This window comes from Luteibacter anthropi (assembly GCF_023699965.1).
GTDB lineage: Bacteria > Pseudomonadota > Gammaproteobacteria > Xanthomonadales > Rhodanobacteraceae > Luteibacter > Luteibacter anthropi.
The window spans coordinates 3,010,401-3,036,676 of the sequence record NZ_CP077072.1 but is presented as its reverse complement, the minus strand read 5'-3'; the positions used below and the strand labels follow the sequence as shown (position 1 = coordinate 3,036,676).

Below are 26,276 nucleotides of genomic sequence, written 5' to 3'. Positions count from 1 at the left end.
CGCTTACAAGGGCATCAAGGCTCGGATGCCTGCGACGCCCTGCCCGGCATGCATCCGCGCATCGACGAGATCATCCGGCCCCATACCACCCAGCGCGAACACCGGCAGCGACGCTGCTTCTGCCATCTGCGCAAACCGGGGCCAGCCCAGCGGCTCGGCATCCGAATGGCTTTTCGTCGCCATCACCGGCGACAGCGTGGCGAAATCACAGCCCAGACGACAGGCCAGGGCCAGTTCTTCCGCGTCGTGGCATGAGGCCCCGACCCACTGGGTCAGGGGCAGCGGACGCGCGCCCAGCTGACGTAACTGCGCAGAAGCCAGGTGCACGCCAAGACCAAGTTCACGCGCCATCTCGATATCGCGGCTCAGCACCAGCGCTGCACCGAAACGGCGAAGCTCGGGCAGCAAGGCCTCGATGGCCTCCCGGCTGTCCGACGACGACGCGGAAGGCACCCGCCACTGGATCAACCGCTCGCCACGCGCCAGCGCAACACGCACCAGCGTCACGGCCTCATTCACCGAAACGTCGGCGGGCGTGATCGGATAGTGCGCGGGCAGCTTCAATGCAGCCAGGATGGGCCGGTCAGCCGGGGCCAGGATGCCCGGATCAATGGCCTCTGGTAGCTGCCATTCGATCACGGCCGCGTCGAGCGCCGCGGGCTCGCCACTCCATGCCCGTACGAGAATGGCTTCAAGCCGCATCGCCCGGCCGCCATACGACCACGGCACGCGGATCAGGGGCTCGAACGACAGCGGATCGACGGCCACGCCAAGCTCTTCGTCGAGCTCGCGCACCAGGGCCGCCTCTGCCGCCTCGCCGGGTTCCAGCTTGCCGCCGGGGAATTCCCACATGCCCGCCAGGTGCTTGCCCGGCGGACGTTGCGCGATGAGGATGCGGCCGGCACCGTCAATGAGGATACCGGCGACGACGTCCATCATCCGTTGTAGACGTACTTGACCATGTCGAACGAATGCGGGTGATCCTTGTCCTTCGCGTGATGCACGCGCGAGACCTCGGTCCAGTGCTTGAAATCCACACCGGGAAAGAAGACGTCCGCACCATCGAAGGCGTGGTAGACGTAAGTCAGGTACAGTTCCTTCGCATAAGGCAGTGCCTCGCGATACACCTCGCCACCACCGATGACCATAAGGCCCGTGTGGCCGCAGCTGGCCTGTGCCTCGGCGACCGAACGCACGGTGATCTGGCCCGGGTACGGTGCCTCGCCCTTGCGCGACAGCACGTAGTTCACGCGGTCCGGAAGCGCCCGACCAATGGACTCGGCCGTCTTGCGTCCCATCAGTACGGCGCGCCCCGAGGTCAGCTCCTTGAAGTACTTAAGGTCGTCCGGAAGATGCCAGGGCAAGCCGCCCTTCTTGCCGATGGCAAAGTTTTCGTCGAGCGCGGCAACCAGGTGAACAGCCATGGAACTTCCTTCGCAAAGTGGGGACGGTACGTACCGACATGGGGACGGTGCGTGCGGATAGTAGTCCTCCGGGCCCTGAGACGGAACTAACAATTGTTTAAGTTGAAATGGCCCGGGCGCAGGCGCAGGGCCGTCCGCCTGTCCGAGTGACAATGTCCGCGGACATGGGGATGCCGGGTCCGGCAGGCGTCCAGGGGCGCTCCGGGGCATGGCACAGCCCTTGCTTTGCACTGATCGTCAGCCAACCAGGGGAAGGCACCACCATGCTCGCTTACTACGCCCAGCTGGGATTCCGAAGCCTCAGGCGCAGCCCCGTGCTGACGGCGCTGATGATCGTGGTCATCGGTGTCGGCGTCGCGGCCGCCATGACCTGCTACTCGGTGTTCCGTGCGACATCGGGCGATCCCATTCCGCAGAAATCCTCCCAGCTGTTCATCGCCCAGATCGACAACTATGGCCCCGACCCGGACGATCCCGGTGCCGATCCGATGCCGTGGATTACCTGGCGCGATGCCCTGGCACTCAAGCACGCCCACCGGGCGCTGCGCGAAACAGCGCTCTATCCGATCGGCGCTTCCGTCGTCTTCGACAAGCCGGGCCAGCTTGCATGGCCGGTGCGCGGCTATGCGGTGCAAACGGATGTCTTTCCCATGTTCGACATGAAGTTCGTCTATGGCGGCCCGTGGTCCGTGCAGGATGACGAAGCCGAAGCCCCCGTGGTGGTGATCGCCGAAGACCTCAACGACAGGGTGTTCGGTGGAGCAAACAGCGTGGGAAGGGAAATCAACCTGGACGGCAAGACCTTCCGCGTGGTCGGCGTGACCCGTCGCATGGAGATGCGCCCACGCTTCTTCGACCTCGATGCAGGCAATGGTTTCGGCGACCTGGGCGAGATGTACATGCCCTTCGGGCGGGCCATTGCCGACGGAAGAAATCCGGAAGGTGGCAACGCCTGCAACAAGCCGTCGGCACCGGGCTGGGATAACTTCGTGCGCTCAGAATGCATCTTCGTGAGCTACTGGGTCGAGCTTCCCGACGCGGCAAGCGCGGCAGCCTACCGCCAGTTTCTCAGGGACTATTCGCTCGAACAGAATCGTGCCGGGCGTTTCCACTGGGACCCTAATGTGCGACTGCGCGATGTGATGAGCTGGCTCGCCTACCGCCGCGTCGTCCCGCCGGAAGCACGCATGGGCCTGGTGATTTCTGTCGCGTTCCTGGGCATCTGCCTGGTCAACGTGATCGGGTTGCTGCTGGCGAAGTTCATGCGCCGGGCCGGCGAGATCGGCGTGCGGCGCGCACTCGGTGCCTCGCGCCGGGCGATCTACGCGCAATTCATGCTGGAAGCGGCGACTGTCGGCCTGGCGGGGGGCCTGCTCGGTATCCTCCTGACGGGCCTGGGCACGCTTTGCCTGCAACTGGTGTTCTCGCCCGTCGTGGCGAAGCTGGCGGCCATGAATCTCTCGCTGCTCGGCATCACGGTGCTCGTGGCCCTGGCCAGCACACTGCTCGCGGCCTTCTACCCCGTGTGGCGCGCATCGCGCGTGCAACCGGCATGGCAACTCAAGGCAGGCTAAGAAGATGAACATGCCCATTCGTCCCATCCTGTCCGCACTGCGCTACCACAAGGCAGGCGCCCTGCTCATTGCCGCGCAGATCGCGCTTACCCTCGCCGTGATCTGCAACGCCGCCTATGTCATCCACAATCGCCTTGACCGCATGAGCCGCGACACCGGCATCGCCGAGTCTGATCTCATGGTGGTGAACAACAAATGGGTGGCACCGCCCACCGAGTTCGTTACCCGGCAAGTCGCAGACATCGCCATGCTGCGCGCACTGCCCGGCGTGGCCGATGCCGTCGCCACCAACACGATGCCACTGGCGGGCTCCGGCTGGCGAAGTGGTGTCCGGCTCACACCCACGGGAGCGAACGTGGGTACACGCGGCATTCCCATTGTCTTCGGCGACGAGCACCTATTGCCGACACTCGGACTAAAACTCATCGCAGGCCGCAATTTCCAGGCAAGCGACGTCACCACCATGGTGGAGAACGGCACGCCGGACGCCGCCGCGATCATTCTCACCCGCGCTTTTGCCGACCATGCCTTTCCGGCCGGCGACGCACTGGGCAAACAGATGTACATCGGCAACCTTGGCGCACACCCCAGCACCATTATCGGTATCGTGGAACGCATGCATGCGCCGTCTCTCGACCAGGGCGACGACAAGACCTGGCAGGAAAGCATCATCGTCCCGATGCGCATGACTCAGCGGGGGATGCTCCTGATCGTGCGTGCGCAGCCCGGACAGCTCCCGTCGCTGGTGAAGCGCGTCCCCGAGGCACTGAAGACCTTCAGCATGCAACGCGTCATTCCCCAGCCCAATGGCGTGCTCACCTTTCAGCAGGTACGCGAGCGTGCCTACAAGGCCGACCGCGGGCTGGCCTGGATGCTTGGTGGCATCAGCGTGGTCCTGCTGCTGGTGACCGCCGCTGGCATCGTCGGACTCACGAGCTTCTGGGTAGGCCAGCGCCGCCGTCAGATCGGCATCCGGCGTGCCCTGGGTGCCACCCGTCGCGACATCCTGGTGTACTTCCTTACAGAAAATAGCCTGATCGCCATGGCGGGCCTCATCGTCGGCGTTGTGCTGGCCTTCGCCCTCAATCGCTGGATGATGAGCGAATTCGAGATCAGCCGGCTCGGCTTGTTCTACGTGGTGACGGCCATCCTCGGCCTGCTGTGCCTTGGGCAGCTGGCGGTGCTGGGACCCGCCATGAGGGCATCGCGCGTGCCTCCCGTAGAAGCGACCCGGACCGTGTAAGGCATCACGCCGACGGGTATCGACAGGCGCAGATCAGGCTTGCAGCAAGGCGTCGAGCATGGGCCAGAGCACCTTGCGTGCTGGCGGCAAGGTCGTGCTCAACAACTGCCGGTCAATGGCGAGCAGGACGTAGCCATGCGCAGCCGCCCAGCCCAGCACGGTACGTTCTTCCAGCACGTCGTCGCCGGGCGCTTCACCGTGTTTCAGTGTCCAGGCTTCACGGATGGCTTCGCGCAGGCGTGACAGCGCGAGCGCCGCCGATTCGCGCAGGCGCGGGCAGTCGCCACCGCCACGGTCGGTGCCGAGCATCAGGCGAAACTGCTGGGGATACTCGGTGGCAAAACGCACATAGCCCAGCCCACACCCCACCAGACGATGCCCCGCCCGCTCGACGTCTTCATCCATGGTGGCGGCCATGCGTTCGTAGCCATCGGCCGCCACTTCCACCAGAAGCCCTTCCAGCGAGCCGAAGTGATGCGTCGGAGCCGCATGGGATACGCCCGCACGACGCGCGCATTCGCGCAGCGAGAGCCCGCGAACGCCGGATTCACCCACGATATCCCACGCCACGCGGCGCAACTCCGCCGCGAGGTCGCCATGGTGATATCGCGATGTGCTGGTTCTTTCAGGCATTGACTATTCCACGCATGGGCCGCGCTTGGGATGCGCAATCGATCTTGACGATGACAAGACCATAATGACAGACTGATTCGATCTTGACAGTGTCAAGTTCCTTTTCATCGCGGACTTCCCCACCGTGAAAAAATCGTCCCCACCCCTCCGGCTCCGGCTTGCCCGGGCTTTCTTCGGCGTAGCAAGCCGCGTCGCACCGGCCCGCACGGGTCGCGCACTCGCCCGCCGTTTCGTCACGCCGGACAAGATCGGACGCCAGCGCGCGGTCGATGCCATGGCGACCACCAAGGGCGTCCAGGTCGGCGAACTCACGGTGAACTGCCAGAAGGTGACCACCTACACCTGGGGCTCGCCGGAAACCGAGCCGTTCGTGCTGCTCGGGCACGGTTGGTCGAGCTATGGCCTGCGCTTCGCCGCCTGGGTGCCGCGTCTTCGCGCCATGGGATACGCCGTGGTGGGATTCGACCAGCTGGGTCACGGCCTGAGCGATGGCGACGTCAGCTCCATGCCGCATTTCGTTGACATCCTGCGTATCGTGGGTCGCCACTATGGTCGTCCTGCTGCCTACATCGGGCACTCACTAGGCGCCATGTCGATTCCCTTCGCCGAGGAAAACGACTGGCATCCTGGTCGTTACGTACTGCTGGCGCCGATGGCGGTGCCGGTCAATGGCGTGTTTCGCACTTTCCGCCTGCTCAATGTCTCCAGGCGCGTATTCCCACACTTCGAAAGCTGGCTGCGCAATCTCACGGGCAGCGTCAGCTTCGACGACTTCAATGCCGAGCGCCGCGTCACCCGCATCGACCGGCCAGCCCTGGTCATCCACGACCGCCTGGACCGGGAAACACCGTGGGAGGAAGGCGAGCGTTATGCCAGCCTGTGGCCGGGCGCACGCCTCATGACGACGGAAGGTCTTGGCCACAACCGCATGGTGGACCACCCGTCGGTAATCGATGCGTCGATGGCCTTTCTTGCAGGCGCCGCCGCCGAAGCGGCAGCCTGACGGCGAAACTCAGACCGCGACCGGTGCCTTGATCGCCGGGTGCGGCTCGTAATCCTCGATGGCGATATCTTCGAAACGGAAATCGAAGATCGACTTCACATCGGGATTCAATACCAGCTTCGGCAGCTTGCGCGGCTCGCGCGCCAGCTGCTTCTCCGCCTGCTCGATGTGATTCGAATACAGGTGCGCATCGCCCAGCGTGTGCACGAAGTCGCCTGGCTGCAAACCTGTGACCTGCGCAATCATGTGGGTAAGCAGTGCGTAGCTGGCGATATTGAACGGCACGCCGAGGAAAATATCGCCCGAACGCTGGTAAAGCTGGCAGGAGAGTTTTCCATCCGCCACGTAGAACTGGAACATCGTGTGGCACGGCATGAGTGCCATCTTCGGCAGCTCGCCGACATTCCATGCCGAAACGATGAGGCGGCGTGAATCCGGGTTGCGGCGGATCTCGTCGATCACCCAGGATATCTGGTCCACCACCTTGCCGTCGGCTGTGGGCCATGCGCGCCACTGGCGGCCATAGACCGGCCCCAGGTCGCCGTTCGCATCAGCCCATTCATCCCAGATGCTGACCCCGTTTTCCTTGAGGTAGGCGATATTGGTGTCGCCCTTCAGGAACCAGATCAGCTCATGCACGATGGAGCGCAGGTGCAGCTTCTTCGTGGTGACCAGCGGAAAACCCTTCGACAGGTCGTAGCGCATCTGCCAGCCGAACACGCTGCGCGTGCCGGTGCCCGTGCGGTCCGACTTGAGCGTGCCGTGGTCGAGGACGTGGCGGAGAAGTTCGAGATAAGGCTGCATGGCGATACGGTATCAGCTGGCCGTCGCGACGGGCTGCGCGACAGGCGCATACGGCGCGCGCCGGGACATGGCCAGCAACAGGATGCCCACGGCAATCAGCGGCAGCGAGAGGATCTGGCCCATGGTGACCCAGCCGAAGGCGAGGTAACCCAGCTGTGCATCGGGCACGCGCACGAATTCGATGATGAAGCGGAACACGCCATACAGCAGCGCGAACATGCCGGACACCGCATAACGAGGGCGCGGCTTCATCGAGAAGACCCACAGCACCACGAACATCACCACGCCTTCGAGCGCAAACTCGTACAGCGGGTTCGGATGGCGCGGCAGCGCGTCGGGTGCATGCGGGAAGATCATGCCGATCGGCAGATCGGTGGGCTTGCCCCACAGCTCGCCGTTGATGAAGTTGCCCAGGCGCCCCAGGCCGAGGCCCACGGGAACCAGGGGAGCGACGAAGTCCACGGCATCGAAGAACTTGACCCCGTTGCGCCGCGACCACCACAGGCCCGCCGCCAGTACGCCGAGCAGGCCACCATGGAAGGACATGCCGCCGTCCCAGACGCGGAAGATCGCGAGCGGGTCGGTCCAGATCCAGTTGATGGCCGTATAGAACAGCATGTAGCCGACGCGACCACCCACCACCACGCCCATCATGGCGTAGAACATCAGGTCGCCGAAGCGGTCGGAGTTGACCGGCAGGCGACCCTGGCGACGGCGGTATTCGCCCAGTGCCCAGCCTCCCAGGAAGCCGCCCAGGTACATCAGGCCATACCAGTGCACCTGGATGGGGCCCAGCGAAAAGGCGACGGGGTCGATATCGACGACGAACGGAGCGGCCATGGGCAAACCAGATCGGAACAGGCGCCAAGTGTACCGCCTCCCCCGTTGTCCGGCCTGCCTTGCCGGTCATCGGCGAATGGGATATACCCGTGCCCTGCGCCGTCCGGGGGGACGGCGCTTCAAGGAAGTCCAACAGGGGGAACACCATGACGTACCGCTTCGCCCGGCCGTTGCTTGCCGGGTTGTGCCTCGCCGTCTCCATGGCCTGTGCAGCCGACACCATCCCGGTCACCGACTTTGCCCGGCGCCTGCCACTGACCTCGCCCCGCCTCTCGCCGGATGGCAAATACCTGTCCGTGATTTATCACGACCAGGATGGCAAGAGTCACGGCATCGCCGTCTATGCCGTGGACGACATGAGCCAGCCGAAGTCGCTCATCCGCATGCCGCCGTATGAACTACCCGCGACCATGGCCTGGGTCAGTCCGACGCGCATCGTCGTGGCCCGCGGCAAGCAGGATGGCTCGATCGGCAGCACGCGCTATACCGGCGAGCTGATGGCCGTGGACATGGACGGCAAGAACCCGGATTACCTCTATGGCTACGAAAGCGTCGGCAAGCGATCCGCCACGCGCGCGCTCGATCGTGGCTGGGGCGAGATCGAAGGCACGCCGCCAAAGACCAACGGCCATTTTTATATGCGCACCACGTCGTGGGGCGACCAGAACCGCAGCACGATCTATGACGTGGACGCAACCAGCAGCACGCGCAGGCAGATCGCCGACATCGGCATCAGCGGCCTGAATTTCATGCTGACGGATAACGGTGACCCCCGCTTCGCCTTCGGCACCGACGACGACTATAAATACGTGGTGTTCCACCGCGACGGCAGTGGCTGGACGAAACTCGGCCCCGAGATCACCGGCCAGCGTTTCCTTCCGGTTGCCCAGGTCAGCGGCAGCCAGCGCATCTACGCCATGTACAGCCCGGACGGCAAGGGAAGCGAGTTCGACGAGCAGGACGAGGACGGCGGCAATCGCAAGCGCCTGGGCGGCGACAGCTTCAGCCAGGTCACGCCCAGTGGATTGTGGACCGCCGCGCCGCTGCGCCCCTTCGGCATCGTGTCGGAAACGGGCGTGCCCAGCGTGACCTACTTCGACCAGAACGAAACCGTGTCCAAGCTGCACCGTGCGCTGTCCCAGAAATTTCCTGGCAGCGCCGTGCGTTTCGTCGATTTCAGCGAAGACGGCACGCAGCTGCTGTTCTCGGTATCCAGCGACCGCGACCCCGGCCGCTACATGCTGATCGACACGCATAACTACAAGGTGCGCAACCTGTTCGCCGTCACGCCGTGGATGGACCCGGCGAAGATGGCCGAGCGTCGTCCGCTGCGCTTCAAGGCCAGCGACGGCATGGAACTGGAGGCCATCCTGACTTTCCCCAAGGACAAGCCGGAAACCAGCCTGCCCATGGTGTTGCTGCCGCATGGCGGCCCGCACGGCATTTCGGATACCTGGTACTACGACCAGGATGCACAGTTCCTCGCCAACCGTGGCTACCTGGTGCTCCAGGTGAACTATCGCGGCTCGGGCGGCCGGGGCAGCGCTTTCGAACAGGCCGGCTGGCTCAAGTGGGGTAACCGCATCCAGGACGACCTGATCGATGGCGTGAAGTGGGCCATAGCGCAGAACTACGCCGATCCGAAGCGCGTATGCGTCTACGGGGCAAGCTTCGGCGGCTATTCGGCCATGATGACCGCCGTGCGCGCGCCGGACCTGTTCAAGTGCGCCGTCGGTTATGCCGGCATCTACGACCTGGACATGATGTACAACAAGGGCGACATCAAGGACCGCAAGTCGGGGCGCAGCTACCTCACCACCGTGATCGGGCGCGATGAGGCCGACCTCAACGCCAACTCCCCCACCCACCTTGCGGACAAGATCACCGTGCCGGTGTTGCTGGTTCACGGCGAGGACGACGAGCGCGCACCTTACGCCCAGTTCAAGGCCATGAAGGCCGCGCTGGACACGGCACACAAACCCTACGAAGCCCTCACCCGCTCCGGCGAGCGCCACGGTTTCGTCAAGCCGGAGAATGTCGAGGCGTTCTATACGAAGCTTCAGGCCTTCCTCGACAAGAACATCGGAACGCCGGCCGGACAGGCGCCCACGGCGCCCTGACCCAACCGGCGGCAGTTGCCGCACCCCCGCCGCACGCGCTATGGTCCCGGGATCGTCGACCCCGGGTGAGGGCTGGCGGGGGATCGGGAGGTTTTCGGGGTTATGTACGACAGTTCCAGGCACGGGCGCCACTTCGGCGGGGGCCGAAGCTCAGCGCTGGTGCTGGCGCTCGCTGCCGGCCTGGCCGGCAGCCCTGCGTACGCGCAGCAGGATCAGTCGCCCGCCGCCATGCTCGCACCGGTGAACGTCACGGTCACCGGTTCGCGTATCCGTGGCACCGATGTCGAGACCGCGCAGCCCGTATTCACCATGAACCGGGAGGCCATCCAGGCCACCGGGCTCACCAGCCTGGGCGATATCGTCGGCCGCATGCCCTTCGCGGCCACCCCCGAAGTCACCTCGCAGGATTCACTTTCGTCGAGCAACGACGCGGGCGGACGTTACGCCAACCTGCGCAATCTCGGTGCCGTGCGCACCCTCGTGCTGGTCAACGGCCGGCGCTGGACCACCACCCAGGGCGGCCTCACCGACCTATCCACCATTCCGGTGTCCATCGTCGAGCGCATCGAAGTACTCAAGGATGGCGCCTCCTCCATCTATGGCTCCGATGCCATCGGTGGCGTGATCAACATCATCACCACCGATCGCTTCGAGGGTGCCTCGGCCGACGTGCTCTACGGTGTCAACGGCAAGGGCGACGGCAGCCAGAAGAACGGCCACTTCACCTGGGGGCGCAGCACCGAACGCTCGTCGCTGATCCTGGGCGCCAGCTACGAAGACGGCGATCCCATCATGGACAGCAAGCGCGACCTCACGCGCTACTCGTCTGGCCCTCGCCATCCGGATGCCGGTTACAGCATGGGCGCCTACGGCGGCGTGGTCGATCCGCGTGCACCGGGCACGCCGGGCGCGGGGCGCTATGGCGCGGACGGCCTGTGGACCCCCAACCGCTACGTCATCGATCATCCCGGTGGCCTGGCAGGCAATCCGGCCAGTCTCGCCGACTACCACCCCTACGATGCCTCCAGCAACGCCGACAAATACGCCACTGCACGTGACATGACGTTCCGGGCGGGCAGCAAGTTGCGCAACCTGTTCGGCACCGGTCGCTACAACCTCACCGACGACATCGCGCTGCGCGGCATGGCGAGCTATGGCGTGCGCGATTCCAGCTGGCGCACTGCGGGCTACCCGCTGCAAACCAGTTCGGCACGCGACGGCGGCCTGTATATCGACCCCGCCAATGCGTACAACCCGTTTCCAGGCTACCAAACGGCATTCTTCCGCCGCACCGTGGAAGTGCCCCGGATCAACTGGTCGCAGAACAAGACCCTGCATGGCGACATCGGCGCCGAGGGCACCTTCCAGTGGAACGACCACACCTGGAACTGGGACGTCACCTACGCGTATTCCGAGGCACGCTCGCGACTGACGGCCAGCGGCAACATCAACCTCGTCAATGCCCGCAAGGCACTGGGCGCCACCGCTGTCGTCGATGGCCAGGTCGCCTGTGCCAGCGCGGCTGACCGCGCTGCCGGCTGCTTACCCTGGAATATCCTGGCAGGACCGGGCGCCACCAGCGATGCCGTGTGGAACTACGTCAGCTCGACCGGCACCTCGCACCAGGTCACTCGCACCAATGACTTCACGGCAAACCTGACCGGCGGCCTCGTCGATCTTCCCGCGGGCACGCTGCGCCTGGCAGGCGGCCTGGAGCACCGCAACGAGAACGGTCGCTACACGCCCTACCCCGCCGATTCGGCCGGCGACACCACCCAGCTCGCGAGCGATCCGACCCGGGGCGGTTACATCGTCAACGAGGCCTATCTCGAATTCGACGTCCCGCTGCTCGCCAACCTGCCCTTCGCGCACGAGCTGGCGGTGAATGCCTCATCGCGTTACTCGCACTACAGTGCCTTCGGTGGCGGCACGCGCAGCAAGTACAGCTTCCGCTGGAAGCCGTTCGACGACCTGCTGCTGCGCGGCACCTATGCGGAAGGCTTCCGCGCCCCCACCGTTGCCGACCTTTACGCCGGCACCAGCGAAAGCTTCGAAAGCTTCCTCGACCCGTGCGACAGCGCCTATGGCGCCGCCGCCAGTGATGCCTCGGTGCGGGCGCGCTGTGCAGCCACGGGCGTACCCACGCGCTATCGCCAGATCGACCAGAGCGGTGCCGTCATCGGCTCCACGGGTGGTGGCCAGAATCCGGTGCCCTTCCGCACCGGCGCCAATCCGGCGCTGAAGCCGGAATCGTCGATCACGCGCACGGCAGGGCTCGTCTACAGCCCGAGCTACCTCGACGGCCTGGACGTCACCCTCGATTACTACAAGATCCGGATCCGCGACGTCATCACGCCGATCCTGGCCGCCGATATCCTCAACTACTGCTATGTCCGCAACGATCCGACCTACTGCGGGCGCTTCACCCGTACCGCGGATGGCCAGATCGCCTCGCTGAACGAAAGCCTCGCCAATCTTGGCACCCTGCGCACGGAAGGCTACGACCTGGGCATCCGCTATCGCCTGCCCAGCACGCGATACGGCGACTTCACCCTTTCGTCCGACAGCACCTACCTGAAGGATTACTCGCAAGCCACCAGCGCCGGCTCGGCACCCAGACAACTGGCGGGCTATATGGACAACATGCAGGGCCTCTATCGCCTGCGCACCAACCTGTCGCTCGACTGGAACTGGAAACGCTTCGGCGCCACGTGGACGGTGCGCTATTTCTCAGGCCTGAAGGACTCCTGCTGGTCGCCTGCCGTGGAATGCAGCAACCCGGAGGTCATCAACGCTCTTTCCGGCGCCCCCGGCGTCAGCAACAAGGGCGCCGTGGCCTTCCACGATCTCCAGCTGCGCTGGCAGGCCCCGTGGAACGCCAGCTTCCGGCTGGGCGTGAACAATGTCTTCGCCCGCAAGGGGCCGCTCTACTACAACGTATCCAGCGCAGGTAACGGCAGCCCGCCGTACAACCCCGGCTTCGATATTGACCGCTACTTCTACGTCGGATATCAGCAGAAGTTCTGAGAAATGGCCGCTTAAGCGCCATAACTTGCGATAAATCAGGCTTTTCCTACGCCGATAGTCCGAAAACGCGTATATCGCCCATCATTTGACTGATATACGCGCAAACTCTTGCGGACCGGTGACGGTCGCGTTATGTTCATGTTACGTCGCCATGCGCCCGAGGGTTGGTGCGACGCGGGTGTCCCCACACCCAGACCCTTCGTTACCCACAAACGAGTGCCGCACGCGGCGCTAACCAAGCTGTTCAGCCTTGCTGCGAAGCAGGGCCAGGGAGACTTTTGACCATGATTAGCAGCACCATGCTGAAGCGCACCGCGCTCGTGTCGGCGCTCGCCACCTGCATGCTCGCAGGTTCGGCCTATGCGCAGAGCACCGTCGGCGACATCTACGGCGCCGCCTCTGCCTCGCAGACCATCCAGATCCAGAACCTCGGTTCGGGCGCCGTGCGCACCGTGACCGTGGGTGAAGACGGCCGCTACCGCGCGTCGTCGCTGCCGGTGGGCAACTACCGCATCAACGTGCAGCAGAACGGCCAGACCGTCACCACGCGTGACATCAACGTCATCGCCGGCCAGTCCTCGCAGGTGAACTTCACCGCGCCGGCCGCCGAGAACGCCAGCGCCCAGGCACTCGACACCGTGACCGTGTCGGCCAACGCCCTGGCCTCCATCGACGTCGCCTCGGTCGAGTCGCGCACCAGCTTCACCGCCGACCAGCTCGACAAGCTGCCGGTGCCGCGCAACGTCGTCGACGTGGCCGCACTGACCCCGGGCACGACCAAGGGCGACTCGCGCCTGGGCAACCTGCCGTCGTTCGGTGGCGCTTCGGTCGCCGAGAACAGCTACTACGTCAACGGCTTCAACGTCACCAACCTGTACAACAACCTGTCGTTCTCGGAAGTGCCGTTCCAGGCCATCCAGCAGCTCGACGTGCAGACCGGTGGCTACGGCGCCCAGTACGGCTTCTCCACCGGCGGCGTGACCTCGGTCATCACCAAGCGCGGCACCAACGAGTGGAAGGGCGGCGCCAGCTGGGTGTACACCCCGGCGTGGGCACGTGAGAACGAAGACAAGACCTACCGCAAGAACGGCACGCTGTTCCGCAACTACGACCGCAACTCCAACAACGACAACGTCTACTCGGCGTGGCTCGGCGGTGCGCTGGTCAAGGACAAGCTGTTCTTCTACGGCATCTTCCAGTCGCACAAGGCATCGGAAACGCTCTACCCGACCGCTCCGGGCACGGGCAAGGGCAACTCCACCCAGGCCGCGCAGCGCAACACGTACAGCGATCCGTTCTACCTGATCAAGCTGGACTGGAACATCAACGACAGCAACATCCTCGAGTACACGGGGATGAACAACACCAAGCACACGACGAACAACTACTTCACGGCCAACTACGGCGCCGACGGCGTGCCGTCGACCACGAACTACCGTGGCCAGCGTCGTGTGAAGACCGGTGGCGACGTCAACATCTTCAAGTACACCAGCTACATCACCGACGACCTCACCGCGACCGCGCAGTGGGGCAAGATGAAGAGCAAGAACTCGTCGGACTACATCAGCCCGAGCGGCATCCACACCCGCTACAACGGCGACATCAACGGTCCGCGCACCGGCTGCCCGTACGTGCTCGACCGCCGCGACAGCGCCAACAACGGCACCTCGCAGCCCTACGGCTCGTGCTACACCGCGTCCACCACCGACATCTTCAACGGTGAAGACCAGCGTACGGCATGGCGCATCGACCTTGACTGGAAGATCGGCGACCACGACATCGCCGGCGGCTTCAGCAAGGAAAACTGGCGCTCGACCGGTGGCCAGAGCTACGCCGGTGGCGTGCTGTACTACTACCAGACCGATACCGACGGCGCCCTGTACAACCAGAAGGGCCGCGACTTCGTCCAGGTGCAGAACTACCGCACCGGCGGCTCCGTCCGTGTCGAGCAGAAGTCCTGGTACCTGCAGGACAACTGGCAGGTCAGCGACAAGTTCCTCGCCTACATCGGCGTGCGCAACGACTCGTTCAACAACCAGAACGGCGATGGCAAGAACTTCGTGCGCCAGGGCAACATCTGGCAGCCGCGCCTCGGTTTCTCGTGGGATCTGTTCGGTGACTCCACCACCAAGATCTTCGGTACCGCCGGCCGTTACTCGCTGCCCATCGCCGCCAACGTCGCCCTGCGCGCCGCCACCGCGTCGTACTACACGCAGCAGGACTTCAACTACGGCCAGGTCAACGAGCGCGGCGAACCGGTGCTCGGCTCGGCCCTCGGCCCGGTCAAGATCGTCAACGGCGAGAACGGCACCACGCCGGACCCGCGTTCGGTGGCCAGCCGCGACCTGAAGCCGTACTCGCAGGATGAATACATCCTTGGCGTGCAGCACCGCATCACCAGCGACAACGACTTCGTGAACGACTGGGTGGTGGGCGCCAAGGCCATCTACCGTCGCCTGAACAACGCCATCGACGACACCTGCGACTGGCGTCCGTTCTACGCCTACGGCCAGTCGCTCGGCCTGGACGTCGGCCCGAACAAGTTCACCCCGCCGTCGAACATGCCGGGCTGCTACATCTACAACCCGGGCAGCAAGCTCACCCTCGACGTCGATCTCGACGGCAGCGGCCAGCTTCGCAACGTCACGATCCCGGGCAACAAGTTCGGTCCGAAGGCCAAGCGTAGCTACCAGTCGGTCGTGCTGACCGCCGAGAAGGCCACCGACAAGTGGTACGTCAACGCCTCGTACACCTGGGCGAAGAACTACGGCAACACCGAAGGCCTGGTGAAGTCCGACAACGCCCAGACCGACACCGGTACCACCAGCGCGTTCGACTACCCGGAACTGATGAACGGTTCGAACGGCTGGCTGCCGAACGATCGTCGCCACAGCTTCAAGATGTACGGCGGCTACAAGTTCACCCCGGAATGGTCCGTGGGCCTGAACATGCTGGTCGAGTCGGGTCGTCCGTCGAGCTGCTTCGGCGGCGGCAGCGGCATCCCCTACGGCATCGAGGGTTATCAGTCGTCGTACTTCTACTGCGAAGGCAAGGTCGACCAGCGTGGCCACGGCAAGCGCCTGCCCTGGACCTGGACGCTCAGCCCGAACGTCGTCTACACCCCGGCCTACGCCAAGGGCGTGACCGTGCAGCTTGATGCGATCAACGTGCTGAACAACAGCAAGCCGATCGCCATCAACGAAATCGGCGAAGCCGCCGGCCAGAAGCTGTACACCTCGACGTACCGCGTGCCGACCTACTACCAGACGCCGCGCTACTTCCGCCTGATGGTGCAGTACGACTTCAGCCTGTAAGCAGCATCTGTAGTTGATAAAGAAACCAGCCCGCGGCAACGCGGGCTGGTTTTTTTATGCCCCGAACCACCCAGTAGGAGCGTGCTTGCGCGCGACCGGATAAATCGAAACGATGATGATGCTCGCGACAACCGGTCGCGCGCGAGGCGCGCTCCTACATGAAAACCTTATCGCCAGGTTGCATTGTAGGAGCGTGCTTGCGCGCGACCGGATAAATCGAAACGATGATGATGCTCGCGGCAACCGGTCGCGCGCGAGGCGCGCTCCTACACGGAAACCTTATCGCCAGGTTGCGTTGTAGGAGCGTGCTTGCGCGCGACCGGTTGAATCGAAATGATGATGATGTTCGCGACAACCGGTCGCGCGCGAGGCGCGCTCCTACAGGATGAGGGGGCGGTCGGGGAGTTGGTTTTCGCGGGTGGCGCCGTCGCCGGGATAGTGCGTGGCGAGCAATGCGCCGGCTTCGGCCACCCCGGTCAACACGCCTTCGCGGAAACGTTCGCCGGCGAATTCGTCGCGCATGTGGGCCGTGATGGTTTCCCACTCGGCCGTCGATACGCGGCTGGCGATGCCGCGATCGGCGACGATCTCGATGCGGTGTTCGGCGAGCAGCACGTAAAGCAGCACGCCGCAGTTTTCTTCCGTGTCCCACACGCGAAGATGTGAAAACAGCATCGCCGCGCGGTCACGTGGCGTCATGCCCTGAGCCACGGCCACGATGGGCAGGCGCGACTCGATGGCCACGCGCAGCTCACCCCGGTGCGTGGCCTCGCCTTCGCTCACGGTTTTCGTGATGGTGTCCAACACGTCGGCAGGAAAGGCGCGCCCCATGCGGAACCATTCGCCGAACAGGTTTTGCGTGATCCGTCGCATGCTCATCACCAGCTCCCCGACGAGCCGCCGCCGCCGAAGCTGCCGCCGCCGCCACTGAAACCGCCACCGCCTCCCCCACCACCGAAGCCACCGCCCCCACCGAAACCACCGCCGCCGCCCCAGCCGCCAAAGCCGCCGCCACCCCAGCCACCGCCGCCAATGGAGCGACCGCTTCCGAGCGGAATGGCCATGAACAGCGCACCCGCCACCAGGCCTATCACGCCGCCGAGCATGGAGTTGAGGAAGAGCCAGCCGAGGCCACCCGTGACGACGCCACCGATGGGCGCACGCACACCCAGCGGCGCACCGCCCAGGATGCCGCGCAGGAAGAGCACACCGAACAGCAGGGGAACGATCAGGTGCCCTGCCCCGCCGCGACGGCGCTCATGGCTTTCATCGGGCGCCACCGGAGCCGGCAGCGCTTCGCCCTGCACGATCTGGGTAATCGCATTAAGCGCCTCGGTGATGCCGCCGAAGTAATCGTTGGTGCGCAGCCTGGGCGCCATGTACTCGCGGATGATCCGCGCAGCGATGGCATCCGGCAGCGCGCCTTCGAGGCCATAACCCACCTCGATGCGCACGCGACGGTCGTTCTTCGCCAGAAGCAGCAGCACCCCATCGTCGCTGCCCTTGCGGCCGACCTTGTTGGTCTCGGCTACCTTGAGTGAGTAATCCTCAAGATCATCGGGCTGGGTCGTGGGCACCATCAGCACCACGACCTGGGCACCCTTGGTTTTTTCCAGATCGACCAGGCGTGCATCGAGCTGGTCGACCTGGGCGGCCGTGAGCGTACCCGTGAGATCCGTGACGTGCCGGGCGAGCTTCGGCACGCTGGCGTCGTCCGCCAGCGCCGTCAGCGACGGCACCAGCAGGGCGACGACGAACAGCCACTTCGCCCAGAGATAACGCATCAGTGACCGGCCGAAGCCGCCGGAGCCGGGCTGCCGCCGAAGTCGACCGTGGGCGCCGTGGAGATGGCCTTCTCGTTCTCGACGCTGAAGTTCGGCTTCACCTGGTAACCCATGACCTTGGCCGTGAGGTTGTTCGGGAACGAGCGGATCAGGGTGTTGTACGACTGCACCGCCTGCACATAACGGTTGCGGGCCACGGTGATGCGATTCTCGGTGCCCTCAAGCTGGGCCTGAAGGTCACGGAACGAGCCATCGGCCTTGAGCTGCGGGTAGTTCTCGCTGACCACGAGCAGGCGCGAGAGGGCGCCCGACAGCTGGCCCTGCGCCGCCTGGTACTTCGCCAGGGCTTCGGGATCGTTCGCCTGCTCGGGCGACAGCTGGACCTGGCCCACCCTGGCGCGGGCGGCAGTAACCTCGGTAAGGACACGCTCTTCGTGCTGGGCATAGCCTTTCACGGTATTGACCAGGTTCGGCACCAGGTCGGCACGACGCTGGTACTGGTTGAGCACCTCGGACCAGGCCGCCTTCACGGCTTCGTCCTCGCGCTGGATGGCGTTGTAGCCGCAGCCGGACAGGAAGCCGGCAACAAGGACGAGGGCAAAGGTACGGAGCAGTGTCTTCATGGCGGCGGTTCCTTGGGGTTTACACCCACAAGGTAACGCAAATACCTGCTGTTGTAGGAGCGCGCCTGCGCGCGACGGGGCTGCCGTCACATCCGGTCGCGCGCAAGGCGCGCTCCTACGGGGTAGAGGGGCTATGACACGTAGGAGCGCGCCTGCGCGCGACCTGGTCTTGTGACACCGCCGGTCGCGCGCAGGCGCGCTCCTACAGGGCGGGGTTCAGAAAAACCGGGGGGCGAGGATCAGGGCCCAGGTGAGGGCGACCATGACCAGCAGCAGGAAGACCGCCGCCGAGCCCATGTCCTTGGCCCGGCCCGCCAGCTCGTGGAACTCGGGGCTTACCTTGTCCACCACCGCCTCGATGGCCGAATTGAGCAGTTCGGCGGACAGCACCAGGATCGGGAAGGTGATCAGCAGGATCTTCTCGACGGCGCCGTTGCCCAGCCACAGGCCAAGCGGCACGATGACCACGGCAAGAAACACCTCGAGACGGAACGAGGCCTCGTGGCGGAAACACGCCCGCAGCCCCTTCATGGACCACTGGAAGGCGGCGAAAATCTGCTTCGGCCCACGCGGAACGGTCGTCGCCATGGGTCAGCGGGCTCCGGCCGCTGGCCGGTGGATCGGGAAAACGTGCGGCATGGCGGAAGAAGTCGCTGTGGTCGGCCCAATACTATGCCACAGGCCAGCTTTCGACCGGCTTAAGCCTGCCTGCGTGGCGAATCGCCGCGCCCCTCTGGCGGTGCAGCACAACCCGGCGGACCATTTGCGGTAACCTTGAAAGGTTATGGCCCGTTCAGGGTCATGGCAACGGGAGCCACGCTCCAGAAGTGGCCCGCTGTCTCAATGTGTCCGGAATCTACATGGCAATTCAGAATCCACCCGTTTCACAGACCAGGTCGTTCAGCACGGTCTTCCTTATCGAAATGTGGGAGCGCTTCGGCTTCTACGGCATGCAGGTGTTGATGGTCACCTACATGGTCAAGAAGCTCGGTTTTCCCGAAGCCGACTCGAACCTGATTTGGGGTGCCGCCTCAGCCCTCATCTACGCCACCCCCGCCATCGGCGGCTGGATCGGCGACAAGTTCATCGGCACGCGTCGCGCGATGCTCACCGGCGCCGTGGTCCTGATGATCGGCTATGTGCTGCTGTGGATTCCCACCAACAACAGCCTGTTCCTGTATGCCGCCCTGGGCGTCATCATCCTCGGCAATGGCCTGTTCAAGCCCAACGCGGGCAACCTCGTACGCAAGATCTACGAAGGTGACGAGGTCAAGATCGACAGCGCATTCACCATCTACTACATGGCGGTGAACATCGGTTCCACGATCTCGATGCTGCTCACCCCCTGGATCCGCGACTACGTCGGCGCCCACTACGGCGACGCGATGGGCTGGCACACCGCCTTCGGTGTCTGCTCGATCGGCCTGATGCTGGGCCTGGTCAACTATTACTTCATGCGCCGCACGCTGGCCCACATCGGCTCCGCGCCCGATGAGCGTCCGCTGGTCGCGAAGAACATCCTCGGCGTGATCCTCGGTGGCATCGCCATCATCGCGGCCTCCACGTTCATCCTGCAGTACCAGGAAGTGGCCAAGATCTGCGTGTACATCGCAGGCGTGGTGATCCTGGGCATCTTCGTGCACCTCATCCGCTCGGTGGAACCGGGCGAGCGCGCCGGCCTCATCGCCGCGCTGCTGCTCACGGTGCAGACGATCTTCTTCTTCATCTTCTATCAGCAGATGTCGACCTCGCTGAACCTGTTCGCGCAGCGCAACGTCGATCTCGACTTCAGCCTGTTCGGCATCCAGCTCTTCCGCTGGATTCCGGAGCAGTTCCAGTCGCTGAACGCCATCTGGATCGTCATCCTTTCGCCGATCCTCGTCTGGATCTACAACGCGCTCGGCAGGCAGGGCAAAGACTTTCCCGTGGCCGCCAAGTTCGCGCTCGGCTTCGTCGCCGTCGCCGCCGGCTTCTTCATGTACGGCCTGGGCGCCCTGACCGCCGTCGACGGCCAGATCTCGTCCTGGTACATGGTGTGGGGCTACGGTTTCTACTCGCTCGGCGAAATCCTGGTGAGCGGCCTCGGCCTTGCCATGATCGCCCGCTACGTGCCGGCGCGCATGGGCGGTTTCATGATGGGTGCCTACTACGTCGCCGTCGGCGTTTCGCAGTACACCGGTAGCGTGATCGCCAACTTCGCTGCCATCCCGAGCGGCTTCAACAATCCGCTCGAGTCCCTGCCCATCTACACCAGCCTGTTCAACAAACTGGGCTTCGTCGGTGTCGCCTGCACTGTCATCGCCGTGGTGATGCTGCCGCTGATGCGCAAGCTGTCGCTGGATCACGCGCTGGCTGGCGTGCCGCCGGTGCCGCCGGTACACAACGAAGACCTGTAATGCCCGCGAAGGGCCGCCCCCGGGCGGCCCTTCGACCATGAGAGACCACCGTGAGCGACCACCTGCATTCCCCATCGTCCCGCTCCGGTCCCTTCGCGCTTGCGCGAACCCTCGCCTGGCTGCGCCTGTGCGCCATCGCCGGCCAGAGCGTCGCGATCCTGTCCTGCGTCACCCTGCTGCGCCTGGACATCCCCCTGCTGCCCCTGATGATCGGTGTCTGCGTGCTGGCCGTCTTCGCCGCCGCGGCGTCCTTCCGGCTGGGCATGCCCTGGAAGATGACCGAGGGCGAGGCGATCGTGCACATCGCGCTCGATACGCTCGTGCTGGGTTACCTGCTCTATTTCACCGGCGGCGCATCCAACCCCTTCGTGACGCTGCTGCTCGTGCCCATCGGCCTGTCAGCCGCCGCGCTGTCCATCGCCGGCGTGTCGCTGGTGGCGATTCTCACTGGCGTGGCCTACGTGCTGCTGGTGCCTTATCACCTGCCCCTGCCCTCGCTGGGCAACAAGGGCATGGACTTCGACCTCTACGTCGCCGGCCTGGGCGTGAACTTCGTGATCATGGCGGTGCTGCTGGGCGTGTTCATCAGCAACCTCGCCAAGGCCATCCGCATCCAGCAGGACGAAGTGCAGCGCATTCGCGAGCGCGCCCTGCGCGACGAGGGCATCCTGGCTATCGCCACGCAGGCGGCGGGTGCCGCCCATGAACTCAACACCCCGCTGGGCACCATGCGTACCCTGCTCCCGGAGATCCGCCGCGAGCATGCGGGCGACAACGCGCTGGGCGACGACCTCGACCTGCTCGAAGGCCAGGTGGAGCGCTGCCGGACGATCCTCCGCGAGATGGTGGCCTTCGGCCAGGCCCAGCTCTCCCAGGTGCCGGAAAAGACCACCCTCGACCAGTTCATTCACAGCTGCATGGAGCGTTTCCAGCTCCTGCGCCCGGAAGCCGACGTACAGCTCGATGTGGACGAGGCCGCCGCGCGGCTGGCCCTGCGCTCGCCGCCCGGGCTGCGCCACGCCCTGATCAACCTGCTCAATAATGCGGCCGACGCCTCGGCCCTGAACGACAGCACCTTCGTCTCGCTCGCCATCCACACCGACGGCCGCTGGCTGGAGCTGGTGGTGACGGACGAGGGCCCGGGTTTCGACGAGTTCGACGAACTGGGTACGCTAGGCCTGTCGCAGAAAGACACCGGGCTCGGCATCGGACTGGCGCTGGCCGAGGCCACGGCAGAGCGCCTCGATGGCGAACTTGCCGCCAGCAATACCGGCCATGGCGCCCAGATGCGCCTGCGCCTGCCACTTACGGTCATTGGAGACCCGACATGAACGACCTCGTCCCCCCTACCGGCCGTCCCCTGCTCATCGTCGATGACGACGCCACCTTCGCCCGCGTGCTCGGACGTGCCCTCACCTCGCGCGGTTTCGAGGTGATCACCACCGACAACGCCGACGATGCGCGAGCGCTCACCCGCCGTCACCAGCCCCGCTACTGCGTGCTCGACCTGAAGCTGGGCGACGAGAACGGCCTGCGCCTCATTCCCGAGCTGCAATCGCTGGTGCCCGATATCCGCGTGCTGCTGCTCACGGGCTATGCATCCATCGCCACGGCCGTCGAGGCGATCAAGCGCGGCGCGCACGATTACCTCGCCAAGCCGGTCGATGCCGATGCCGTGGTGCGTGCGCTGCTCGACGGCGACGCCGGCCCGGCCGATATCGACGATCTCGTGGACGCCCCGGATGCCCCGCTGCCCCTGCGTCGCCTGGAATGGGAACATATCCAGCGCGTGCTGACCGAATGCGAAGGCAACATCTCCGAAACCGCCCGCCGTCTGGGCATGCATCGTCGCACCTTGCAGCGCAAGCTCAGCAAGCATCCCGTCCGCGAGCGTCCCGAAGAGCACTGAACATGCGCCGTTGCCTGATGCTCGCCGGCCTGCTGTTCACTGTCGCTGCCCAGGCGGACGACATGCATGGCATGACCATGGGTCATGAAGCGCCGCTGGGTTTCGATGCGGCCATCGACCCGGCCGGGCACCTGTGGGTGGTGGACACCGTGGGCGAGCATGTCAGGGTACGCCGATCCGAAGACATGGGGCGACAGTTCACGCAGTCCACCATCGTCAATCCCATCGGTGAGGCGCTTTACGCCGAGGGAGAGAATCGCCCGAAGATCGCACTGGGCCCGCAGGGTGAGCTGTATGTGACCTGGTCACAGCCGCAGAAGACGCCGTGGTCGGGTTACGTGCGTTTCTCGCGTTCGCTGGATGGGGGCACGCACTTCGATACGCCGCGTACCGTCCACACGGACAAGGCGGACATCACGCACCGTTTCGACTCGCTTGCCGTGGATGGCAAGGGAAACATCACCGTCGCCTGGATCGACAAGCGCGATCTCGAAGCGGCAAAAGCATCGGGCAAGCCGTATCTCGGTGCGGCCACCTATTACAGCTGGTCCACCGACCGCGGCGAACACTTCGCGCCCGAACGCAAGATCATCGACCAGAGCTGCGAATGCTGCCGTATCGCTCTTGCCAGAGCACCCGACGGCAGCGTCGATGCCTTCTTCCGCGCCATCTATGGCGACAATATCCGCGACCATGCCTTTACGCCGCTGCCCATAGCCGACGATAAGCTGAAGGTGCAGCGCGCCACGTTTACGCAGTGGCATATCGAAGGCTGCCCGCATCATGGCCCTTCGCTTGCCATCGATGCCGCTGGCACTCGCCACGCCGTATGGTTCAGCGTGACCGCCGGCAAGCCCACCATCACCTATGGACAGCTCGTGCCGGGCAAGGAGCCCCTGCAGCAGATGGCGGTTGCCACCCTCGGCGCATCCCATGCAGACCTGACGGTGGATGGGAAGCACGTCTGGATCGTATGGCACCAGATGACGGCGAAAGGACTCGACCTGATGTTGCGCGAGTCTACGGATGGCGGCGTGCATTTCGGCGAGCCACGCCAGATCGCCCATACCGACGGCGCATCGGGCTGGCCGAAGCTCGTGCTCTGGGACCACCGTGCCTTCGTGGCATGGAATCCCGAAGGTCAGTTCCGGCTCGTTCCCACGGAGGCTTTGCAATGAAACGCCTGATGGGTCTGCTTGCCTTCGCTGTCGTGGTGCCGGTTCATGCGGCTGCGCCCACGCCGCTTGCCATTGCCGATGTGCCAGCCCTGCTTGCGCAGCCGGCCAAGGGCACGCGGGTGATCGCCCTGTGGTCGCTGGATTGCGCTTACTGCGAGCAGAACCTTGCCGCGTTGCGAGACTGGCAGCGCTCGCATGCCGAGGTGGAACTCGTTTTCGTGGCGACCGATCCGATGTCCAGGGCATCCGCGCTGGAAAATCGCCTGCATGCGGCGAAGCTCGACGACGTGCCTTCGCGGGCCTACGCCGAGGCCACGCCCGACCGGATCGACTTCCTCATCGACCAGACCTGGGGTGGTGAGACGCCGCGCACATTGGTGATTCATGCCGATGGTCGCAGGAAGGCGGCAAGCGGGGCGCTGGACAAGGCCCGCATCGCCAAACTGCTCGACTAACCCTGTAGGAGCGCGCCTTGCGCGCGACCGGGCATGTCGTAAGCCCCAGGTCGCGCGCAAGGCGCGCTCCTACAGGAGGTCGATGCGCTTCTCGTAGATCCCGGGTCGCGCGCAAGGCGCGCTCCTACAGAGATCGGGTATTACGCTTCTACGGGCTGGGGGTTGGGGAAGCGGACGCTTGCGATGCGGCTGGCGCCGGGGAGGGCCCGCAGTTCCAGCGGCCACTGGAAACGATCCGACAGGCGTCGGGCGATGGCGAGGTCGAAACCGTGCCGGTCTACCGAGGCGTGTCGGCGACTGCCCGGTTCCGGCGCATCCACTGCCGGGTTGATCACGCTGACACTGCCCGGCATCACCGTGACCACGATGGTGCCCTGGTCGGTCTGCTGCAACGCGTGGCGGATCAGCTGCCCGCACAGCACGGCGAATACCCGCGGCGAGGCATGCAGGGCAAAGGTGGCCGGCTCGTCGAGGATCAGCTCCACCGGGCGCCCGGCAATCAGCTCCCGCGCGTGATCCACTTCCTGGCGAAGCACCGTGTTGACGACGAAATCCTCTTCCGAGAGCCCCTGGTCGGACTCACGCGAGAGAATCAGAAACGCTTCCACCAGGGATTCCAGCTCGCGCGTGGAGCGGCGGATGCGCTCCAGCGAACGATGGCCGAATTCTGATAGATCCGTCTCGTCGGCCAGCATGTCCGAGGACATCTTGATCACGGTGAGCGGACTACGCAGTTCATGACTGGCGTCACGAGTGAAGTTACGTTCGCGCTCGCCGAAGCCCTCGATGCGCGAGGCCAGCCCGTGCAGACCGCGAATCAGCGACGACACGTCCGTGTCGGAACGCTTGCCGCCCTCGTCCTGCAGGCGATCCATGTCCGGACGATCGGGGTCCCAGCCATCGAGCAGGCGGGCCAGCGCGGCGATGGGCAGCCACTCGCGTGACACCGCCAGCCAGGCCAGGCCAGCGGAACAAAGCATGATCGCTACCGCGGCGCCCAAAGGCGCCACGTTATTGGCCGCCATGATCGAGGCGATCACGACCACCAGCGTCTGCAATCCGAAAACGACGGCAATGCGAGCGCGGAATGATCCGCGCCGACGCCGGGTCCCCTGCGAACGGCCCTCTTCCATCGGTTACATCCGTTCCCTCATCCGCATCAACCCACGTGCTGCGACGCTGCCGCGACTTCGGAGTCGAGGTCGGCCAGGCGATAGCCCGCCGAATGAATCGTGTGGAGCAACGGGCGATCGAACGGCTTGTCGATCACGCGGCGCAGGTTGTACAGGTGGGAACGCAGGGTATCCGAATCCGGCAGGGTATCGCCCCAGATCTCGCGCTCGATATCGCGGCGGCTGACCACCCGCGGCGACTCGCGCATCAGGATCGCCAGCAGCTTCAGGCCGATGGGCGAGACGGTGAGTTCCTGGCCGGCGCGGGTCAGGCGCAAGGTGGCGGTGTCCAGGGTCATATCGCCCACGGTGAGCACCTCGGAGGACACCTGGCGACGATCACGGCGGATCAGGGCACGAAGGCGGGCCTCCAGCTCACGGACCTCGAAGGGCTTGATGAGGTAGTCGTCGGCGCCGGCTTCCAGGCCGACCAGCTTGTCTTCCAGCGTGTCGCGGGCCGTCAGCATGAGCACCGGCGTGGACTTCTTGCCGTCCTTGCGCAGCTTGCGGCAGACATCCAGACCATCCATGCCGGGCAGCATGAGGTCGAGCACGATCACGTCGTAGCTGTTGGACACGGCCAGATGCAGGCCGCTCACGCCGTCGGCGGCGTAGTCGACCGAGTAGCCCCGGCGCTCCAGGAATTCACCCACCATCTCGGCGATCTGCCGATTGTCCTCGACGAGGAGGATCAGGCCAGACTGTTCGTCGCGTGTGCTCATCGCTCCACTCCTTTCGCTGATTCACAAATGTGAAGAGTTAACGGCCGGACCGGTG

The 26,276-nt window shown here is 64.8% G+C and carries 22 protein-coding genes; 11 read left to right on the top strand and 11 right to left on the bottom strand.

Going from position 1 to position 26,276, the window contains the following annotated elements:
- Window positions 1–3 precede the first annotated feature (3 nt).
- Together KR767_RS13200 and KR767_RS13195 are read right to left on the bottom strand one after the other, a co-directional pair.
- Entirely contained in the window at window positions 4–939 is a 936-nt protein-coding gene (locus KR767_RS13200) for a Nudix family hydrolase (RefSeq protein ID WP_250876610.1), read from the bottom strand.
- On the bottom strand, window positions 936–1,424 hold the full coding sequence (locus tag KR767_RS13195; RefSeq protein WP_166949887.1) for a dihydrofolate reductase: 489 nt from the start codon (window positions 1,422–1,424) through the stop codon (window positions 936–938). Before KR767_RS13195 ends, KR767_RS13200 begins: the two co-directional genes overlap by 4 nt.
- 263 nt (window positions 1,425–1,687) lie before the next feature.
- On the opposite strand from KR767_RS13195, the gene KR767_RS13190 reads away from it, so the two are divergent.
- Together KR767_RS13190 and KR767_RS13185 are read left to right on the top strand one after the other, a co-directional pair.
- On the top strand, window positions 1,688–2,998 hold the full coding sequence (locus KR767_RS13190) for an ABC transporter permease (RefSeq protein ID WP_166949885.1): 1,311 nt from the start codon (window positions 1,688–1,690) through the stop codon (window positions 2,996–2,998).
- Window positions 2,999–3,008: 10 nt separating this feature from the next.
- Window positions 3,009–4,241 (top strand): ABC transporter permease, encoded by a 1,233-nt coding sequence (locus KR767_RS13185; protein ID WP_250876609.1) that lies wholly within the window; start codon window positions 3,009–3,011, stop codon window positions 4,239–4,241.
- A gap of 33 nt (window positions 4,242–4,274) precedes the next feature.
- On the opposite strand, the gene KR767_RS13180 is transcribed toward KR767_RS13185, so the two are convergent.
- Window positions 4,275–4,874, bottom strand: a complete 600-nt coding sequence (locus tag KR767_RS13180) for a TetR/AcrR family transcriptional regulator (protein WP_250876608.1) — start codon at window positions 4,872–4,874, stop codon at window positions 4,275–4,277.
- A gap of 124 nt (window positions 4,875–4,998) precedes the next feature.
- Here KR767_RS13180 and KR767_RS13175 point away from each other — a divergent pair, with 124 nt between their 5' ends.
- The gene (locus KR767_RS13175; protein ID WP_250876607.1) at window positions 4,999–5,877 is read left to right on the top strand and encodes an alpha/beta hydrolase; all 879 of its coding nucleotides are present in this window, start codon (window positions 4,999–5,001) and stop codon (window positions 5,875–5,877) included.
- 9 nt (window positions 5,878–5,886) lie between these two features.
- Here the strand turns inward: KR767_RS13175 and KR767_RS13170 are convergent, their stop codons facing one another.
- Together KR767_RS13170 and lgt are read right to left on the bottom strand one after the other, a co-directional pair.
- Window positions 5,887–6,681 carry a thymidylate synthase gene (locus tag KR767_RS13170; protein WP_250876606.1) on the bottom strand — a complete coding sequence of 265 codons (795 nt, stop codon included), beginning with the start codon at window positions 6,679–6,681 and terminating at the stop codon, window positions 5,887–5,889.
- 12 nt (window positions 6,682–6,693) lie between these two features.
- Window positions 6,694–7,521 carry a prolipoprotein diacylglyceryl transferase gene (gene lgt / locus KR767_RS13165; RefSeq protein WP_250876605.1) on the bottom strand — a complete coding sequence of 276 codons (828 nt, stop codon included), beginning with the start codon at window positions 7,519–7,521 and terminating at the stop codon, window positions 6,694–6,696.
- A gap of 146 nt (window positions 7,522–7,667) precedes the next feature.
- On the opposite strand from lgt, the gene KR767_RS13160 reads away from it, so the two are divergent.
- The 3 genes from KR767_RS13160 to KR767_RS13145 all read left to right on the top strand — a co-directional run bounded on the left by KR767_RS13160 (window position 7,668) and on the right by KR767_RS13145 (window position 15,982).
- Window positions 7,668–9,641 carry an alpha/beta hydrolase family protein gene (locus tag KR767_RS13160; RefSeq protein WP_250876604.1) on the top strand — a complete coding sequence of 658 codons (1,974 nt, stop codon included), beginning with the start codon at window positions 7,668–7,670 and terminating at the stop codon, window positions 9,639–9,641.
- 102 nt (window positions 9,642–9,743) lie between these two features.
- On the top strand, window positions 9,744–12,668 hold the full coding sequence (locus tag KR767_RS21335) for a TonB-dependent receptor domain-containing protein (RefSeq protein WP_284732844.1): 2,925 nt from the start codon (window positions 9,744–9,746) through the stop codon (window positions 12,666–12,668).
- Between the two features lie 284 nt (window positions 12,669–12,952).
- On the top strand, window positions 12,953–15,982 hold the full coding sequence (locus KR767_RS13145; protein ID WP_250876603.1) for a TonB-dependent receptor: 3,030 nt from the start codon (window positions 12,953–12,955) through the stop codon (window positions 15,980–15,982).
- Between the two features lie 378 nt (window positions 15,983–16,360).
- Here the strand turns inward: KR767_RS13145 and KR767_RS13140 are convergent, their stop codons facing one another.
- The 4 genes from KR767_RS13140 to KR767_RS13125 form a co-directional block, all read right to left on the bottom strand.
- Window positions 16,361–16,861: a TPM domain-containing protein gene (locus KR767_RS13140; protein WP_250876602.1), complete on the bottom strand. Its 501-nt coding sequence runs from the start codon at window positions 16,859–16,861 to the stop codon at window positions 16,361–16,363.
- Window positions 16,861–17,766, bottom strand: a complete 906-nt coding sequence (locus KR767_RS13135; RefSeq protein WP_250876601.1) for a TPM domain-containing protein — start codon at window positions 17,764–17,766, stop codon at window positions 16,861–16,863. The genes KR767_RS13140 and KR767_RS13135 overlap by 1 nt, the downstream gene beginning before the upstream one ends.
- Window positions 17,766–18,389: a LemA family protein gene (locus tag KR767_RS13130; RefSeq protein ID WP_250876600.1), complete on the bottom strand. Its 624-nt coding sequence runs from the start codon at window positions 18,387–18,389 to the stop codon at window positions 17,766–17,768. The genes KR767_RS13135 and KR767_RS13130 overlap by 1 nt, the downstream gene beginning before the upstream one ends.
- Window positions 18,390–18,605: 216 nt before the next feature.
- The gene (locus KR767_RS13125) at window positions 18,606–18,977 is read right to left on the bottom strand and encodes a diacylglycerol kinase (RefSeq protein WP_250876599.1); all 372 of its coding nucleotides are present in this window, start codon (window positions 18,975–18,977) and stop codon (window positions 18,606–18,608) included.
- A 272-nt stretch (window positions 18,978–19,249) separates the two neighbouring features.
- On the opposite strand from KR767_RS13125, the gene KR767_RS13120 reads away from it, so the two are divergent.
- From KR767_RS13120 to KR767_RS13100, 5 genes are read left to right on the top strand one after another with little or no spacing between them, the layout of a single operon-like run.
- On the top strand, window positions 19,250–20,785 hold the full coding sequence (locus tag KR767_RS13120; protein ID WP_166949861.1) for a peptide MFS transporter: 1,536 nt from the start codon (window positions 19,250–19,252) through the stop codon (window positions 20,783–20,785).
- 50 nt (window positions 20,786–20,835) lie between these two features.
- Window positions 20,836–22,116: an ATP-binding protein gene (locus KR767_RS13115; protein WP_250876598.1), complete on the top strand. Its 1,281-nt coding sequence runs from the start codon at window positions 20,836–20,838 to the stop codon at window positions 22,114–22,116.
- On the top strand, window positions 22,113–22,694 hold the full coding sequence (locus KR767_RS13110) for a response regulator transcription factor (RefSeq protein WP_166949859.1): 582 nt from the start codon (window positions 22,113–22,115) through the stop codon (window positions 22,692–22,694). The genes KR767_RS13115 and KR767_RS13110 overlap by 4 nt, the downstream gene beginning before the upstream one ends.
- Before the next feature lie 2 nt (window positions 22,695–22,696).
- Entirely contained in the window at window positions 22,697–23,872 is a 1,176-nt protein-coding gene (locus KR767_RS13105; RefSeq protein WP_250876597.1) for an NHL repeat-containing protein, read from the top strand.
- Window positions 23,869–24,327: a TlpA family protein disulfide reductase gene (locus tag KR767_RS13100; protein ID WP_250876596.1), complete on the top strand. Its 459-nt coding sequence runs from the start codon at window positions 23,869–23,871 to the stop codon at window positions 24,325–24,327. The genes KR767_RS13105 and KR767_RS13100 overlap by 4 nt, the downstream gene beginning before the upstream one ends.
- Window positions 24,328–24,467: 140 nt before the next feature.
- Here the strand turns inward: KR767_RS13100 and KR767_RS13095 are convergent, their stop codons facing one another.
- Both KR767_RS13095 and KR767_RS13090 read right to left on the bottom strand, forming a co-directional pair.
- The gene (locus tag KR767_RS13095) at window positions 24,468–25,460 is read right to left on the bottom strand and encodes a sensor histidine kinase (protein ID WP_166949853.1); all 993 of its coding nucleotides are present in this window, start codon (window positions 25,458–25,460) and stop codon (window positions 24,468–24,470) included.
- 26 nt (window positions 25,461–25,486) lie between these two features.
- Window positions 25,487–26,221 (bottom strand): response regulator transcription factor, encoded by a 735-nt coding sequence (locus tag KR767_RS13090; RefSeq protein ID WP_166949851.1) that lies wholly within the window; start codon window positions 26,219–26,221, stop codon window positions 25,487–25,489.
- Window positions 26,222–26,276 lie beyond the last annotated feature (55 nt).

Bases quoted from the DNA above. Each gene is read 5' to 3' on its own strand.
- KR767_RS13200 (WP_250876610.1), bottom strand. From the start codon at position 939: ATGATGGACGTCGTCGCCGGTATCCTCATTGACGGTGCCGGCCGCATC.
- KR767_RS13195 (WP_166949887.1), bottom strand. From the start codon at position 1,424: ATGGCTGTTCACCTGGTTGCCGCGCTCGACGAAAACTTTGCCATCGGC.
- KR767_RS13190 (WP_166949885.1), top strand. From the start codon at position 1,688: ATGCTCGCTTACTACGCCCAGCTGGGATTCCGAAGCCTCAGGCGCAGC.
- KR767_RS13185 (WP_250876609.1), top strand. From the start codon at position 3,009: ATGCCCATTCGTCCCATCCTGTCCGCACTGCGCTACCACAAGGCAGGC.
- KR767_RS13180 (WP_250876608.1), bottom strand. From the start codon at position 4,874: ATGCCTGAAAGAACCAGCACATCGCGATATCACCATGGCGACCTCGCG.
- KR767_RS13170 (WP_250876606.1), bottom strand. From the start codon at position 6,681: ATGCAGCCTTATCTCGAACTTCTCCGCCACGTCCTCGACCACGGCACG.
- lgt (WP_250876605.1), bottom strand. From the start codon at position 7,521: ATGGCCGCTCCGTTCGTCGTCGATATCGACCCCGTCGCCTTTTCGCTG.
- KR767_RS13160 (WP_250876604.1), top strand. From the start codon at position 7,668: ATGACGTACCGCTTCGCCCGGCCGTTGCTTGCCGGGTTGTGCCTCGCC.
- KR767_RS21335 (WP_284732844.1), top strand. From the start codon at position 9,744: ATGTACGACAGTTCCAGGCACGGGCGCCACTTCGGCGGGGGCCGAAGC.
- KR767_RS13145 (WP_250876603.1), top strand. From the start codon at position 12,953: ATGATTAGCAGCACCATGCTGAAGCGCACCGCGCTCGTGTCGGCGCTC.
- KR767_RS13140 (WP_250876602.1), bottom strand. From the start codon at position 16,861: ATGAGCATGCGACGGATCACGCAAAACCTGTTCGGCGAATGGTTCCGC.
- KR767_RS13135 (WP_250876601.1), bottom strand. From the start codon at position 17,766: ATGCGTTATCTCTGGGCGAAGTGGCTGTTCGTCGTCGCCCTGCTGGTG.
- KR767_RS13130 (WP_250876600.1), bottom strand. From the start codon at position 18,389: ATGAAGACACTGCTCCGTACCTTTGCCCTCGTCCTTGTTGCCGGCTTC.
- KR767_RS13125 (WP_250876599.1), bottom strand. From the start codon at position 18,977: ATGGCGACGACCGTTCCGCGTGGGCCGAAGCAGATTTTCGCCGCCTTC.
- KR767_RS13120 (WP_166949861.1), top strand. From the start codon at position 19,250: ATGGCAATTCAGAATCCACCCGTTTCACAGACCAGGTCGTTCAGCACG.
- KR767_RS13110 (WP_166949859.1), top strand. From the start codon at position 22,113: ATGAACGACCTCGTCCCCCCTACCGGCCGTCCCCTGCTCATCGTCGAT.
- KR767_RS13105 (WP_250876597.1), top strand. From the start codon at position 22,697: ATGCGCCGTTGCCTGATGCTCGCCGGCCTGCTGTTCACTGTCGCTGCC.
- KR767_RS13100 (WP_250876596.1), top strand. From the start codon at position 23,869: ATGAAACGCCTGATGGGTCTGCTTGCCTTCGCTGTCGTGGTGCCGGTT.
- KR767_RS13095 (WP_166949853.1), bottom strand. From the start codon at position 25,460: ATGGAAGAGGGCCGTTCGCAGGGGACCCGGCGTCGGCGCGGATCATTC.
- KR767_RS13090 (WP_166949851.1), bottom strand. From the start codon at position 26,221: ATGAGCACACGCGACGAACAGTCTGGCCTGATCCTCCTCGTCGAGGAC.